Source organism: Phenylobacterium sp. P4_E10 (genome assembly GCF_056401675.1).
Genome location: NZ_JBFUIW010000012.1, coordinates 28,298 through 42,254, shown reverse-complemented (window position 1 = coordinate 42,254; position 13,957 = coordinate 28,298). Strand labels below are relative to the sequence as shown.

Sequence of the window (13,957 nt, the reverse complement as noted above, 5' to 3'; positions counted from 1 at the left end):
GCTTCCGAGCATAATTCCTATCATTTTTATGGACTTTAAAACGACAGAAAAACTGCATTCGAACGCAGATCGGATGGGACGGGCGTCGAAACTGGCGTTAAAACTTGACGCTGGCGTCATCTTTGGCCGAGACCAAGGACGTTCGGACCGGAGGAGGATTCACATGAGCGACGGCAATATCGATCTGAGCAAGGATGCCCGGGCGTTGGCCTATTCGACCCCGCTCGACCAGCTCAACCCGGCCCAGCCGGAGCTGTTCCAGTCCAACGAGATGTGGTGGAACTTCGAGCGCCTGCGCAAGGAAGACCCGGTCCACTACACCGCCGAGAGCGAGTACGGGCCCTACTGGTCGATCACCAAGTACAACGACATCATGGCGGTGGACACGAACCACCAGGTGTTCTCGTCCGAGCCGGGCATCACCATCGCCAGCCAGGACGGTGAAGAAGGGCCTCTGCCCATGTTCATCGCCATGGACCCGCCCAAGCACGACGTTCAGCGCAAGACCGTCAGCCCGGCCGTCTCGCCGACCAACCTGCAGGTGCTCGGCCCGCTGATCCGCGAACGCGCCGCCGCGATCCTCGACTCGCTGCCGATCGGCGAAGAGTTCGACTGGGTCGACAAGGTGTCGATGGAACTGACGGCCATGACCCTGGCCACCCTGTTCGACATGCCCCAGGAAGACCGCCGCAAGCTGACTTACTGGTCGGATGTGGTCACCGCGGTTCCCGGCCACGGCCTGATCGACACCCTGCAGCAGAAGATGGACATCTTCGTCCAGTACCACGCCTACTTCACCGACCTGTGGAACCAGCGGGTCAACGCCCCGCCGCAGGGCGACCTGATCTCCATGCTGGCCCATGGCGAAGCCACGCGGGACATGAGCCCGCGCGAGTACTTCGGGAACGTCGTGCTGCTGACGGTCGGCGGCAACGACACCACGCGCAACACCATCTCCGGCTCGGTCCTGGCGCTGAACCAGAACCCCGACCAGTACAAGAAGCTGCGCGAGAACCCCTCGCTGATCCCCTCGATGGTCTCCGAGACCATCCGCTGGCAGACTCCGCTGGCCCATATGCGCCGCCGCGCGACCCAGGACATCGAGTTCGGCGGCAAGAAGATCCGCGAAGGCGACAAGGTCGTCATGTGGTACGTCTCGGGCAACCGCGACGAGGAAGTCATCGAGCGGCCGAACGACTACATCATCGACCGCGAGCGGCCGCGGAACCACATGTCCTTCGGCTTCGGCATCCACCGCTGCGTGGGCAACCGTCTGGCCGAGCTGCAGCTCACGATCATCTGGGAAGAGATCATGAAGCGCTTCCCCGACATCCAGGTCGTCAGCGAGCCCAAGCGCAGCTACTCGACCTTCGTGAAGGGCTACGAGTCCATGAAGGTGGTCATTCCGAAGCGCGCGTGACCGATTTGGTCGACGACGAATTGTTGAGCCTAGGCCCCCGGCCTAGGCTCTTTTCGTATGAAGACCTTGCCGTTCGATCCCACCAACATCGGCGCCGTCGTCGACGCCATGTACGCCATGATCTCCGGCCCGGCCGGCCCGCGCGACTGGGCGATGCAGGGCGAGGTGTTCCATCCTGACTCCCGCCAGATCCGCACCTGGATCGGCGAGGACCGACGCCCGCAGATGAAGATCATGGGCCCGGCGGACTACCAGGCCGACGTCGCGGCCTTCTTCACCGCCAACGACTTCTACGAGGTCGAGATCGCCCGCCGGATCGACGAGTTCGGCAGCATGGCCCACGTCTGGAGCGCCTACGAGGCCCGCACGGCCCTTGGCGACAGCGAGCCGGAGCGCCGCGGCGTCAACTCCATTCAGCTGTTCCGCGAGGCCGACGGCCGCTGGTGGATCATGTCGATGATCTGGGACAACGAACGGCCTGGACTTGTCCTTCCGTCATTCGGCTAGACTGCTCCCGCATTCAGGGAGGCGGCCATGTCAGATCCGTTTGACATCGAGGCTCATGTCCAGAGGCTGACGGTCGACGGCTTCACCGTCATCGAGGACTTCACCGACGCCGCGATGCTCGCCGCCGCCCGCACGGCGCTGGCCCCACACCTCGGCTCGCACCATGGCCGCAATGCCTTCGAAGGCTTCGCCACCGAACGGGTCTACACCCTGGTCGCCCGCGGCAAGGTGTTCGAGGACCTGACCGCCGAGCCGCGCCTGCTCGCCCTGCTCGACCGCTTCCTGCAGCCCAGCTACCTGCTGACCGCCAGCCAGGCCATCTGCATCCATCCTGGCGAGGCCGCTCAGGCGCTCCACACGGACGACGGCTTCTACCGCCAGCCGCGCCCGCGCCCGGCCATCAGTTTCTCGCTGATCGGGGCGATTGACGCCTTCACCGACACAAACGGCGCCACCGAGATCATCCCGGGCAGCCATCTCTGGAGCGACGCCGACATCGCCGCCCTGTCGCCGCAGGAGGCTCTCTCAATGCTTCGTCCCGTGATCATGCCGGCCGGCGGGGCCATCATCTTCCAGGGCACTCTGGTGCATCGCGGCGGCGCAAACCGCTCAGACGCCCCGCGCCTGGCCTTCACCAACCAGTATTGCGAGCCGTGGGGCCGCACCCAGGAGAACTTCTACCTCGGCGTTCCGCGCGAGCGGGCGAAGGCGATGTCGCCTCGCCTGCAGGACCTGCTCGGCTACAACATCTGGCCGCCCTTCATGGGCCAAGTCACCGGCTCCCACCCCCTCAAGAGCCTTGAGGACGACTGGATCGCGCCGGTCGACCGCTAGCTCAAGTTCCGCGCGAACAGGGCGTTCAGCCGCTCCCAGTGGCGCTCGGCGCTAGCCTTGTCGTAGGCCGCGCGCTGCGGGAAGGCGAAGCCGTGCTCGACCTTGGGATAGAGCTCGACCTCGGCGTTGACCTCGTCGGCGCTCAGAGAGGCGCTCAACATCTGCACCATCTCCAGCGGCGCCCAGCGGTCGATCTCGGCGCAGGCGAAATAGAGCTCCGCCTCCGACTTGGGCGCGGCTAGGTGCGGGCTGTCGTCCTTGTCGGTGACCAGGAAAGTCCCATAGATCGATGCGGCCGCCCTCACCTTGTCGGCATGGCGCGCCGCCGCGTTGATCGAGAACTGGCCGCTCATGCAGTAGCCGACGCAGCCGACCTTCGCCGTCGAGGCCGCCGGCTGCCCTTCCGCGAACGCCACCAACGCGTCGGTGTCGTCCATCACCATGGCGATGCTCAAGCCGTTCATCAGCTCGAACATCCGCGCTCGGCTCGGATCGTTCGGATCGGGCGACAGCGGCCCCAGCTCCAGCACCCCGGCCCGGTAGTACAGGTTGGGCAGCATCACGTAGTAGCCGGCGCTGGCCAGCCGCCGGGCCATATCGCGCAGCTCCTCGCGGATCGCCGGGGCGTCCATGTAGAACAGGATCAGCGGATGCGGCCCGCCTCGCTCAGGGTGGACGACGAAGGTGGTGGTCGCCCCGTCCTTGGTGGGGATGTCGATGGTCTGCTCGATCACTGGGGTCAGCTCCTGGGCATGAGGAAGCAGGCCCGCGCCAGCGAGACGCGGGTCAGTTCGCGGCGGCGCAGGAACACCTGCATGGCGTCGCTGGTGGGATCGCGAGAGACCTGCCACTCGCCGAGGTCGCGGTAGCGGGTCATCAGCAGCAGTCGGCGCGCGCCGCTCGCCCGGTCGGCGTCAGTCTCGGCGGCCAGGAACAGGCCATAGATCTTGGTCTCGAACCGCGCCTCGAAGTCCGGCCAGGCCTCGCCGGACAGCCGCACGAACTCGTCCACCGCCCCGCCGTCGATCGTGAACCAGTTGTGGACGTAGATTCCGCCGGCTTGCAGAGGCGCTTCGGCGGTGGGCCGCAGGGTCGGCGTCAGGCTGTGGCGCTCGCTGGCGACCACGCCCTGCGCGCCGGCGAGGTCGGTTCCCGCGGCCGCCAGCACCAGCGCCTGATCCGAGGCGAAGCCGAGCAGCGGCGCGAACACCGCTCGGGTCCCGCTGCCGGCGTACAGGCGGTCCGCCAGCGCCTTCTGGGCCGTGCGCTCCCGGCCCAGAGTCAGCTGAAAATAGTCGTATTCCAAAGGCTTGGCCCTAAAAATTGACGCGCGAAGAGATCGCGCCGTCGACCAGCATGTTGATCCCGGTGGTGAAGGCCGAGCGCGGGCTGGCCAGGAACACGGTCGCCGCCGCCACCTCTTCCGGCGTCGCCATTCGGCCGGTCGGATTGCGCTTGATCATCTGATCGAAGAAGCCCGGCATCCCGGCCTTCACATTGCCCCAGACCCCGCCCTCGAAGAACACCGTGCCTGGCGAGACCACATTGGCCCGGATGTGCTTGGCCGCATTCTCGCGCGCCAGGCCCTTGGCGTAGTGGATTAGCGCCGCCTTCATCGCCCCGTAGGCCGAGGCCCCCGTAGCCTCCGCCGCCGAGACCGACGAGGTGATCAGGAAGGCCGCATCGCCATGGGTCTCGCCGGCCTTCTCCAGGAACGGCCGAGCCGCCTCGAAGGTGCGCACCGCGCCCAGAATGTCGATCTCGAACATGCTGCGCCACTCGGCCTCGCCGCTGCCCTGCACCAGGGCGCTGGCGTTGGAGACCAGCACGTCGATGCCCCCCAGCGCGTCCCCGGCCGCGCGCACGAAGCCCTGCAGCGCCGGACCGTCGGCGATGTCCACCGCCTGGCCGAACGCCTTGACGCCCTTTGCCTCCAAGTCCTTGACCGCCGCGGCCACCTGCTCGGCGTTGCGCGCGCAGACCGCGACGTCGCAGCCTTCATCGGCCAGCAGATCGGCGATCGCTCGTCCGATGCCGCGCGTGCCGCCGGTGACGACGGCTTTCTTGCCCTTGAGACCCAGGTCCATGTTCCGCTCCCAATGTTCGTTGGACGAGGTTCTAGCCTGCCCTGCGACGCTTGCGCAGACTTGACACGCAGAGCGCGCCGACAATTTGTGAGCCCATGCTCACCGCCACTACAAGCACCAAGGAAAAGCTGCTTCGCGCCGCCCTGCAGATCGGCGCGCGCGACGGGCTGGAAGCGGCCACCACCGCCGCCATCGCCGCCGAAGCCGGCGTCGCCGAAGGCACGCTCTATCGGCACTTCCCGTCCAAGGACGATCTGCTGATCGAGGTCTATCGCGGCATCAAGAGTGCGATCTTCGAGGCCATCAGCGATGGCGAGGCGGCCGAAGAGGATCCCGACGCCCGCCTCAAGCGCGTCTGGCGCACGCTCTACGACGCCTACCGCGCCGACACCGACGCCTTCATGTTCGGCCAGCGCTTCGCCGAATCCTCGCTCTCCAAGCGCGAGGGCGGCGCGGCTCATGAACAGATCGCCGCCGCAGTGGGCCGCCTGCGCAAAGCCGGGATCGAAAAGGGCCAATTCAAGGACCTCCCCGGCGACCTGCTGGGCAACCTGTTCTTCGCGCCGGTCGGCTACCTGCTGAAGACCGAGCTCAAGGGCCGCCGCTGGACAGAGGACGAGCTCGACGCCGCCGCCGAGGCGGTGCTGGATTCCTGGCGCGCCTAGCGCGGCCCGCCCTAGGGCGCGGCCGCGCCCGACGGCATGTTCACGTGCAGCGGCATCGAGAAGTCGAGGAAGATCGACTCCCCTTCTAGCCGGTTCGTGGCGTCGAACTCCTTGATCGCGTGCAGCCGCAGGGTCGCCGGCGCCTTGCCGAACAGCAGGAAGTTGTAAGCCGCCGTTGCGCCGACGGCGGCCACCTCGCCCTTGAAGGGGCCGAGCCGCGCGCCGGGGCCTGAATCGCCGCTCACCTGGTTGAAGTAGTAGCCCTGGACGCCGGCGGAGAAGGACTTGTTGAACTTCTTCTCCACCGCGGCCTCGGCGTGGAACTCCGTGCCCGTGGTGTACTGGGTGTAGTCGTTCTCGCCGTTGAAGGTGAAGCCCGCCTTGCCCGACACGTCCCAGCCGGCCTTCTCGTCCAGCCAGGTCGCGGCCAGCGACACGTCGGCCGCCCAGCGGTGGAACGCCAGGTTGGCCAGCCCGTCCTCGCGATACTCCCCGATCGGAATGTTGATCAGGGTGCTGGCGGTGATGTGGACGTCGCCGTTCGTCCAGCCAAGCATTCCGGTCAGCAGCGGATCGCCGACGACGAAGGCGGAATCGCTGCCTGACGCGCCGAACTGATTGCCCAGCGGACCAGTGAGCACCGCCGAAACCGTGATGTCCGGACCACCGATCGGTACAACCCCGCCCAGCGCCAACGTGCCGCCCATCACGTCGGTGGAGGGGACCCAGAGCAGCGTGGAGAAGTTCGCATTGACCTTGGCGTCCAGCCCCGCGACCACGTTGCCGCCGACCGGAAACTGCCTGCCGCCTTCCGCCGAGCCGTCATAGTGATACTGGGTGGTAGAGAAAAATATCCCTGCCAGCGGCGGCAGAATGGCGACGCCAGGACCGCCGGAGCCCAGCAGATAGACGCTCGCCCCGCCTTCCGATGCGCTCGCTTCGCCGGCCAGCAGGGCGCCTGCCATCGCCACGCCGCAGCCGATCAGGGTGGTCTTCTTGGCGCGCTTGTCCATCGCAGCTTCCCCTCTAAGACGGCCTGCGATGGTGGCCTCTGGCCACTTAGACGCCCATGGGGTGAAACCCTAGGTTGGTCCGCAGCGGACCAACGATCCCGCCTGGTCGGAAAGGCGCGCGCCTCGGCTAGAGCGCCTTCTCCATGACGATGAAGTGCAGGTCGTCCCGCCGCGGCTCGCCAAATCGTTGGTCGTCATAGGGGAACGGCAGCGTCTCTCCGGTCGGCGCGTAGCCCCGCCGGCGGTACCAGGCGATCAGGGTGTCGCGCACCTGCACCACCGTCATGCGGATCTGCTTGGCGCCCTGCCCGCGTGCGAACTCCTCCGCCGCGCTCAGCATGGTCCGGCCCAGCTGGCGGTCCTGGATGTCCGGCCGCACGGTCAGCATGCCAAGGTACCAGGCGTCCTCGTCGGTCGGCTCCAACCACACACAGCCGAGCAGCGTCCCGCCGTCCGCATCACGCAGGGTCATCAGCCGCGCACGCGGCTCGTCGGCGAGGTCTTGCGCCAGCGCCTCCGGATCGGTGCGCTGGCCGTCCAGATAGTCGGCCTCGGTGGTCCAACCCTGTCGCGAGGTCTCCCCGCGATAGGCCGAGTTCACCAACTGGGCGACGTCCGCCAGATCGGCGGGCTTGGCTTCGAATAACTTCATGGCGATCTCAGACATCCACTACTTACGCGACTATGCCAGCCTGAATTTTCCTCAGGGAAGGAACGCGGCGGTTCCCTTGACGCTTTTCGCCATAGCTCCTACCTACGCGTTGTGAGTGAGCGCTCACATCACCACTCTTATCCATAATCGGAGCCTCCCATGATCCGTCGGAAAATCGCCGGCCGAGACCTCAACGCCATTGGCCTGGGCTGCATGGGCATGTCCATCGCCTATGGCGAAGCGATGGCCGAGGCCGACGCGGTCAAGCTGCTCCACGAAGCGCTGGACCTCGGCGTCGACCACTTCGACACCGCCGAACTCTACGGCTTCGGCGCCAACGAAACCCTGCTCGGCGCAGCCTTCCACGACCGTCGCGACAAGGCCTTCATCGCCACCAAGTTCGGTCCGGTCGGCGACCTGGCCACCCGCACTGTCACCGGCGTCGACGGCTCGGAAGACAACATGCGCCGCGCCATCGAGCAGTCGCTGCGCCTGCTGAAGACCGACCATGTCGATCTCTACTACCTGCACCGCAAGGACCCCAGCCGCCCGATCGAGGAAACCGTCGGCGCAATGGCCAAGCTGGTCCAGGAGGGCAAGGTCAAGGCCCTCGGCCTCTCCGAGGTCAATGCTGACAGCCTGCGCCGCGCTCAAGCCGTCCATCCCATCGCCGCCGTGCAGTGGGAGTATTCGATCTTCACCCGCGACATCGAGAAGGAGGTGCTGCCGCTCTGCGAGCAGACCGGCGTCGCCGTCGTCGCCTACTCCCCGCTCGGCCGCGGCATGCTGACTGGCGCCTTCACCCGTGACCACAAGCCGGAAGGGAACGACTACCGCGCCAACGTCTCGCCCCGCTTCAAGGGCGACGCCTACGAGGCCAACCTCGCCCTGGTCGAAGAGATCGAGAAGTTGGCCAAGACCAAGGGCGCCAACGCCTCCCAGGTCGCCCTGGCCTGGGTGCTGGCGGCCAGCCAGAGCGTCGTCGCCATCCCCGGCACCACAAAGCTGGCCAACCTGCAGTCCAACCTCGGCGCCGCCGATGTGACGCTGACGCAGGGCGAACGCGCCAGCCTCGACGCCCTGGCCGCCAAGGTCGCCGGCGAGCGCTACGACGAACGCGGCATGACCCTGGTCAACGCGTAAGGCGGTTCCAATTCCTCCCCTGCATAGCGGGGGAGGAATTTCGTCGCGTTGATTTCCCTGACGGAACACCGGCACCCTCCCTGCCATAAGCGGGCGTGATTCAGGCGCCCCGGGGGAAGCACCATGAAGACCGCCGCCTTGGCCCTGGCGCTGTGCGCCACGGCCAGCCTGGCTCAGGCCAAGACCATCGCCGTAGCCGCTGGGGCGGACGCCCAGGAGCGGGTGCAGACGGCCCTGCTCGACGCCAAGCCCGGCGACGTGGTCGCGCTCGGCGCCGGCCGCTTCGAGTTCACCGACGGCCTCTCCCTCGATGTCGACAAGGTCACCGTGAAGGGCGCCGGACAGGACAAGACCATCCTCTCCTTCAAGGGCCAAAAGGGCGCCGGCGAAGGGCTGCTGATCACCTCCGACGGGGTCACCGTCCGCGACCTCTCCGTCCAGGACACCAAGGGCGACGGCATCAAGTCCAAGGGCGCCGACCAGATCAGCTTCCTGGCCCTGACCGTCGAATGGACTGGCGGCCCCAACGAGACCAACGGCGCCTACGGCGTCTATCCCGTCACCTCGACCAACGTCCTGATCGATCGCGTCACCGTCCGCGGCGCCTCGGACGCCGGCATCTATGTCGGCCAGTCCAAGAACATCGTCGTCAAGAACAGCCGCGCCGAGTTCAACGTCGCCGGCATCGAGATCGAGAACTCGATGTACGCCGACGTCTTCGACAACGTCGCCACCCACAACACCGGCGGGATCCTGGTCTTCGACTTGCCCAACCTGCCGCAGATGGGCGGCCATTCCACCCGTCTGTTCCGCAATCAGGTGGTCGCCAACGATACCCCGAACTTCGCGCCCAAGGGCAACATCGTCGCCAGCGTCCCGGTCGGGACCGGCGTCATGCTGATGGCCAACAAGAACGTCCACGTCTTCGAAAACATCATCGACGGCAACCAGACCGCCGCGGTGATGCTGGTCTCCTACGTTCAGGCGTTCGACGACAAGACCTACAACCCCCTGCCCCGCGATATCGTCGTGCGCGACAACAAGATCGGCAAGAACGGCTTCAAGCCGGACTTCGCCGGCGGCGAGATGCTGGCCAAGGCGTTCGGCGGCGCGCTGCCGCCGGTGATGTGGGACGGCGTCGTCAAGCACGCCGGCAACGCCGAGTCGGTGAAGGTCTGGTTGAAGGACGGCCCGATCGTGAACCTCAACCTCCCCGCCCCCGGCGCCACCGACAAGGCCGCGCCCTCGCTCAGCCCCACCCTGGGCGAGGCCGGCATCGCCGAGCCCAAGCCTGTCGTGCTTCCGGCGGCCCAGGCCCAGCTCGCGCCATGAGGCATGCGGCTGCATGGACGTCTTCCTCCCCTGCAAAGCGGGGGAAGGGGACCGCCCGAAGGGTGGTGGAGGGGGCGGCCTCAAGCTCGGCGCCCAGTCTCGCCCCCTCCACCGGCTGCGCCGGTCCCCCTCCCCCATGAATGGGGGAGGAAATTACGTGCGAAGCTTCGTCATCCTCGCCGCCCTGCTCTGCCTCGGCGCAGCGCCGCCGCCTGCGCCGGTGGCGCTCGACGCGCTGCTGGCCGAGACCCCGGCGGCGGGTCTCGACGCCTATCGGCTGTTCAACGACCCCGGCGGCCGCGCGCCCAACGCCGGCCTGACGCCTTACTCGCTCAACACCGCGCTATTCAGCGACTACGCCGAGAAGTCCCGCTTCATCTACCTGCCGCCGGGGACCAAGGCGCAGTACCGGCCGACGGGCGCGCTCGACTTCCCCCTCGGCGCGACCCTGGTGAAGACCTTCACCTATCCGGCTGACTTCCGCCGGCCGGCCGAGAAGATCCGCTACCTCGAGACCCGCCTGCTGATCCGCCAGGCTTCCGGCTGGACGGCGCTCGCCTATGTCTGGAACGAGGACCAGACCAAGGCCGTGCTCAAGCGGGCAGGAACCCGGCTCGACGTCAGCTTCGTCGACGCCAAGGGCGAGACCCGCCGCATCGACTACGCCGTGCCCAACGCCAACCAGTGCAAGGAATGCCATTCCCTGGCCGGCGAGCTTGCGCCGATCGGCCCCAAGGCCCGCAATCTCAACAGCGACCACGCCTACGCCGCGGGCAAGGAGAACCAGCTCGCCCACTGGACCCGGGTCGGCCTGCTGAACGGCGCGCCGGCTCCGGCCGCCGCCCCGCGCACCGCGATCTGGGATGACCCGCGCGAAGCGATTAGCGCCCGCGGCCGCGCCTATCTCGACGCCAACTGCGCCCATTGCCACAACGCCGCCGGCATGGCCTCGAACTCGGGCCTCAACCTCGATCTGGAAGAAGCCCGGCCCGCGGCCCAGGGCATCGGCAAGCGCCCGGTCGCCGCCGGCCGCGGCTCCGGCGGGCTGGAGGTCTCGATCGCGCCTGGCCATCCGGAGCAGTCGATCCTGCTGCACCGGATGAAGTCGGCCGAACCCGGGGTGATGATGCCTGAGCTCGGCCGCTCCGTGGTTCACGACGAAGGCGTCGCCCTCATCGCCGACTACATCGCCAGCCTAAGGCCGTAGGGCCGCGGCCGCGGCGGGGTACTGCCGGCGCAGCAGCACGATCCCCATCGCAATGCCCGGCAGGCCGAGCAGCAGCGCCAGCGACATCGAGGCGCCGGCGAACGCCAGGCCGGCGGCGATCAGGCAGGCGAAGAAGCAGCCCACGTCCCATCCCGCCTCGGCCGCCACAAGGAACCGCACCGGGCACGGCGACGCCTTGGCGAGGTTGTAGACGGCCCCGGCCATCACCGGCCCCAGCATCGGCATCAGGAAGGCGCCCAGCGCGTTGGCGATCACCGCCAGGGTCGGCGAGCCGACCCCCGCGGCCCGCAGCAGCACGATGGGAACCGCTAGGCCAAAGGCAATCCAAACCGCCCGTCGCCCGTGACCGGCGTCGATGTGCCGGCCCAGGGCTAGGGTCCCGACCGCGCCGGCCAGCCCCGCCAGCGCCATCGCCCCGCCATAAACCGGCAGGCTTTGGCCGAGGGAGACGAATAGCGCGATGTGCCAGGTGTAGAAGAAGAAGGCGTCGAACCAGCCGTCGACCGCCCAGAGCGCCACCGCCGGCCAGGCCGCGTTGAACGCGCCCGGCGCGGCTTCCTTCACTCGGACGTTGGGCAGGCCCAGCAGCGGCGCCGCCGCCAGCGCCTGCACCAGCCCGACGCAGGCGAAGGCGATCCCGGGTCCCAGCTTGACCAAGGCCAGCGCCCCCAGCAACGGGGCGGCGATCCCCGCCGTCGCCACCAGCGCTTCGCGCGCGCCAAGCTGGTGACCGCGATGCTCGGCGTCGCCCAGCGCCGCGTAGTAAGCGTTGTAGGTGATCGAGTAGATCACCTCCCCGGCCGAGGCGACCAGCACCAGCGCCAGCAGCGGCGCGCCAATCCCGTGGACCTGGGCCAGCAGCGGGTACTGCAGCGCCACGCCTAGAGTGCCCGCGATCAGCAGAGGCTTCAGTCCCCAGCGCTTGGCCAGGGGAACCACGAGCGGGCGTAGCAGGAAGCGCCCGGCGATGATTCCCGCCTGCGTCAGCAGCGCTACGGGAATCGGCACGCCAGCCGTCAGCAGGAACACCAGGACGAAGATGCCGCCCGCGCCCTCGGCCAAAGCCCGGACGCCAGAATGCAGATTGACGCGGTTGACCGCGCCATTGCCAAAGAATGACATGAAAATTCCGATGGATAGGAGTGCGTGAGAAACCCGCTCAGAGGCAGGTCAGGCGGCGCTGAGCGCTAAGAATTGTTCCCACGCATAGAGGGACTCCTCCGCCGATCGGCGAACTATGGTCCGCGAACAGGGGTGTGACAAGCCGACCGCTTACGAAAGTCCGCATAGCGCGTATCGTTCTCAAGACCACCATCGGGGGATGTGATGTTCGCCAGTCAGATAGTCGCCGCCAACGCCGCCGTTTCAGCCGCCTGCTTCCTTTTGCTCTGGCTGGTTTCCTTGCGCACCAGGGATCCGAGCTTCATCGACGCCTGGTGGCCGGTCGGCATGGTGATCATGGCCTGGACCACCTACGCCCTGACCGCCGCCCAGGGACCGCACGCCCTGGCGCTAACCCTCCTTTGCACGCTCTGGGGCGTCCGCCTCGGCGGCTACCTGTTCTGGCGCTGGCGCAAGCATGGCGCCGACCGCCGCTACGCGACGATGATGGGCAAGGCCGAGGTCGAGCGCGGCTGGAGCTTCGCCAAGGCCTCGCTGCTGCTGGTCTTCGCCATGCAGGCGCCGCTGCAGTTCGTCGCCTGCCTGCCGGTCCAACTGGGCCAGGTCGCCCCGAGCACCGATCTCGGCCCCCTAGCCTGGGCCGGCGTGGCCCTCGCCGTGGTCGGCATCGGCTTCGAGACGATCGGCGACTATCAGCTGGCGCGTTTCAAGGCCGACCCGGCCAACGCCGGCAAGGTGCTGCAGTCGGGTCTATGGCGCTACACCCGCCACCCGAACTATTTCGGCGACGCCCTGACCTGGTGGGGCCTCTGGCTGATCGCCGCCGAGACCGGCGCCATCGGCGCGGCCTCGATCGTCGGTCCGATCCTGCTGACCTTCCTGCTCACCAAGTGGAGCGGCGTTCCCACCGTCGAGGGCCGGATGCGGCGCAAGCGGCCGGAGTACGAGGCCTACGTCGCCCGCACCTCCGGCTTCATCCCGCTCCCGCCGCGGCGGTCGTAGATCGCTAGGAGCCCAAGCTGTCATCCCGGTTTCGGCGCAGCCGAACCGGGATGACACCCTGGGTCCCTAAAGCCGCGCGTCGATCCAGGCGACGATGCCGGCCAGCACGCCTTCCTTGCCGATGTCGGCCAGCAGGTCGTGGAAGTGCCCCTCGTAGAGCTTGAGGGTTTTATCGGTCGCTCCGGCGTGGTCGTAGAAGAACTGGCTGCCCTTCGGCAGCGTCGCCTTGTCTTCGGTCCCGTGAATGATCAGCACCGGCAGGGTGATTGTCGGGATCTCCTTGGTCAGCCGCTCGTCGGCGCGCTGCAGGGCGGCCACGGTGATGCTCGGCTGGGTTTCGTCGTGGATCAGCGGATCCTCGTTCATCGACTTCACCACCGCCGGATCGCGCGAGAAGTCGACGTTCTTCAGCTTCAGGACGGGCAGGTCCGGGGCGACATGGCTCACCCCCTTGATCACCTGCAGCGCCAGGTCCGGCGCCGGCACCCGGAAGGCGAAGCTCTCACAGATCAGCCCCGCCAGCTCGACCTGGTGATCGAGAGCGTAGGTGCTGGCGATCACCCCGCCGGCGCTATGACCCAGCAGATAGACCGGCAGACCCGGCTCGCGCGACTTGGCCAGGGCGACCATGCGCGACAGGTCGTCTTCGTACTCGCTGACATGTTCGACATGCAGGCGCTCGCCCTCCGAGAGGCCGCGGCCGCGATAGTCGTGCGCGTAGACCGCGAAGCCCTGGCCGATCAGCTGTTCCGCGACCCACAGGTACTGGCCGCTGTGCGAATTGAAGCCGTGGCTGATCACCACCACCGCCTTGGCGGTTCCCGCCGGCCGCCAGGTCCGGAAGAAGATCTTGCCGGCGCCGCCTTCGAACCACTCTTCACTCGCTGCCATGTCATCCTCGTTGAGTTGGGTGTAGCCGCTCAACCTAGCCTTGGTATGCGGAACAGCGCTA

General features: G+C 67.4%; 15 protein-coding genes. 8 read left to right on the top strand and 7 right to left on the bottom strand.

Annotated features, from left to right (window positions below):
• The first annotated feature begins 163 nt into the window (after positions 1 to 163).
• From AC1DQJ_RS14725 to AC1DQJ_RS14715, 3 genes are read left to right on the top strand one after another with little or no spacing between them, the layout of a single operon-like run.
• Positions 164 to 1,420, top strand: a complete 1,257-nt coding sequence (locus AC1DQJ_RS14725; protein ID WP_477604567.1) for a cytochrome P450 — start codon at positions 164 to 166, stop codon at positions 1,418 to 1,420.
• A 57-nt stretch (positions 1,421 to 1,477) separates the two neighbouring features.
• Positions 1,478 to 1,927: a Cif family virulence factor gene (locus AC1DQJ_RS14720; RefSeq protein WP_477604565.1), complete on the top strand. Its 450-nt coding sequence runs from the start codon at positions 1,478 to 1,480 to the stop codon at positions 1,925 to 1,927.
• Positions 1,928 to 1,954: 27 nt separating this feature from the next.
• Positions 1,955 to 2,761: a phytanoyl-CoA dioxygenase family protein gene (locus tag AC1DQJ_RS14715; RefSeq protein WP_477604563.1), complete on the top strand. Its 807-nt coding sequence runs from the start codon at positions 1,955 to 1,957 to the stop codon at positions 2,759 to 2,761.
• On the opposite strand, the gene AC1DQJ_RS14710 is transcribed toward AC1DQJ_RS14715, so the two are convergent.
• The 3 genes from AC1DQJ_RS14710 to AC1DQJ_RS14700 are packed head-to-tail and all read right to left on the bottom strand — an operon-like array spanning position 2,758 to position 4,848.
• Positions 2,758 to 3,495, bottom strand: a complete 738-nt coding sequence (locus AC1DQJ_RS14710) for a dienelactone hydrolase family protein (RefSeq protein WP_477604561.1) — start codon at positions 3,493 to 3,495, stop codon at positions 2,758 to 2,760. The genes AC1DQJ_RS14715 and AC1DQJ_RS14710 overlap by 4 nt on opposite strands.
• Before the next feature lie 5 nt (positions 3,496 to 3,500).
• Positions 3,501 to 4,067, bottom strand: a complete 567-nt coding sequence (locus tag AC1DQJ_RS14705) for a hypothetical protein (protein WP_477604559.1) — start codon at positions 4,065 to 4,067, stop codon at positions 3,501 to 3,503.
• A 10-nt stretch (positions 4,068 to 4,077) separates the two neighbouring features.
• A complete protein-coding gene (locus AC1DQJ_RS14700) occupies positions 4,078 to 4,848 on the bottom strand; it encodes an SDR family NAD(P)-dependent oxidoreductase (protein WP_477604557.1) in 771 nt (256 codons plus the stop codon).
• Positions 4,849 to 4,943: 95 nt separating this feature from the next.
• On the opposite strand from AC1DQJ_RS14700, the gene AC1DQJ_RS14695 reads away from it, so the two are divergent.
• Positions 4,944 to 5,513: a TetR/AcrR family transcriptional regulator gene (locus tag AC1DQJ_RS14695; RefSeq protein ID WP_477604555.1), complete on the top strand. Its 570-nt coding sequence runs from the start codon at positions 4,944 to 4,946 to the stop codon at positions 5,511 to 5,513.
• Between the two features lie 11 nt (positions 5,514 to 5,524).
• Here the strand turns inward: AC1DQJ_RS14695 and AC1DQJ_RS14690 are convergent, their stop codons facing one another.
• Positions 5,525 to 6,526, bottom strand: a complete 1,002-nt coding sequence (locus AC1DQJ_RS14690) for a SphA family protein (protein ID WP_477604553.1) — start codon at positions 6,524 to 6,526, stop codon at positions 5,525 to 5,527.
• Positions 6,527 to 6,653: 127 nt separating this feature from the next.
• On the bottom strand, positions 6,654 to 7,178 hold the full coding sequence (locus tag AC1DQJ_RS14685) for a GNAT family N-acetyltransferase (protein WP_477604551.1): 525 nt from the start codon (positions 7,176 to 7,178) through the stop codon (positions 6,654 to 6,656).
• 159 nt (positions 7,179 to 7,337) lie between these two features.
• On the opposite strand from AC1DQJ_RS14685, the gene AC1DQJ_RS14680 reads away from it, so the two are divergent.
• The 3 genes from AC1DQJ_RS14680 to AC1DQJ_RS14670 all read left to right on the top strand — a co-directional run bounded on the left by AC1DQJ_RS14680 (position 7,338) and on the right by AC1DQJ_RS14670 (position 10,860).
• On the top strand, positions 7,338 to 8,321 hold the full coding sequence (locus tag AC1DQJ_RS14680) for an aldo/keto reductase (protein WP_477604549.1): 984 nt from the start codon (positions 7,338 to 7,340) through the stop codon (positions 8,319 to 8,321).
• Between the two features lie 123 nt (positions 8,322 to 8,444).
• Positions 8,445 to 9,653, top strand: coding sequence for a parallel beta-helix domain-containing protein (locus tag AC1DQJ_RS14675; RefSeq protein ID WP_477604547.1), 1,209 nt, complete (start codon positions 8,445 to 8,447; stop codon positions 9,651 to 9,653).
• A 157-nt stretch (positions 9,654 to 9,810) separates the two neighbouring features.
• Entirely contained in the window at positions 9,811 to 10,860 is a 1,050-nt protein-coding gene (locus AC1DQJ_RS14670; protein WP_477604545.1) for an SO2930 family diheme c-type cytochrome, read from the top strand.
• Here the strand turns inward: AC1DQJ_RS14670 and AC1DQJ_RS14665 are convergent.
• On the bottom strand, positions 10,849 to 12,003 hold the full coding sequence (locus AC1DQJ_RS14665) for a hypothetical protein (RefSeq protein ID WP_477604543.1): 1,155 nt from the start codon (positions 12,001 to 12,003) through the stop codon (positions 10,849 to 10,851). The two genes, AC1DQJ_RS14670 and AC1DQJ_RS14665, sit on opposite strands and share 12 nt — an antisense overlap.
• 204 nt (positions 12,004 to 12,207) lie before the next feature.
• Here AC1DQJ_RS14665 and AC1DQJ_RS14660 point away from each other — a divergent pair, with 204 nt between their 5' ends.
• Positions 12,208 to 13,005 (top strand): DUF1295 domain-containing protein, encoded by a 798-nt coding sequence (locus tag AC1DQJ_RS14660; protein ID WP_477604541.1) that lies wholly within the window; start codon positions 12,208 to 12,210, stop codon positions 13,003 to 13,005.
• A gap of 66 nt (positions 13,006 to 13,071) precedes the next feature.
• Here the strand turns inward: AC1DQJ_RS14660 and AC1DQJ_RS14655 are convergent, their stop codons facing one another.
• Positions 13,072 to 13,896 carry a lysophospholipase gene (locus tag AC1DQJ_RS14655; protein WP_477604540.1) on the bottom strand — a complete coding sequence of 275 codons (825 nt, stop codon included), beginning with the start codon at positions 13,894 to 13,896 and terminating at the stop codon, positions 13,072 to 13,074.
• Positions 13,897 to 13,957: the final 61 nt, after the last annotated feature.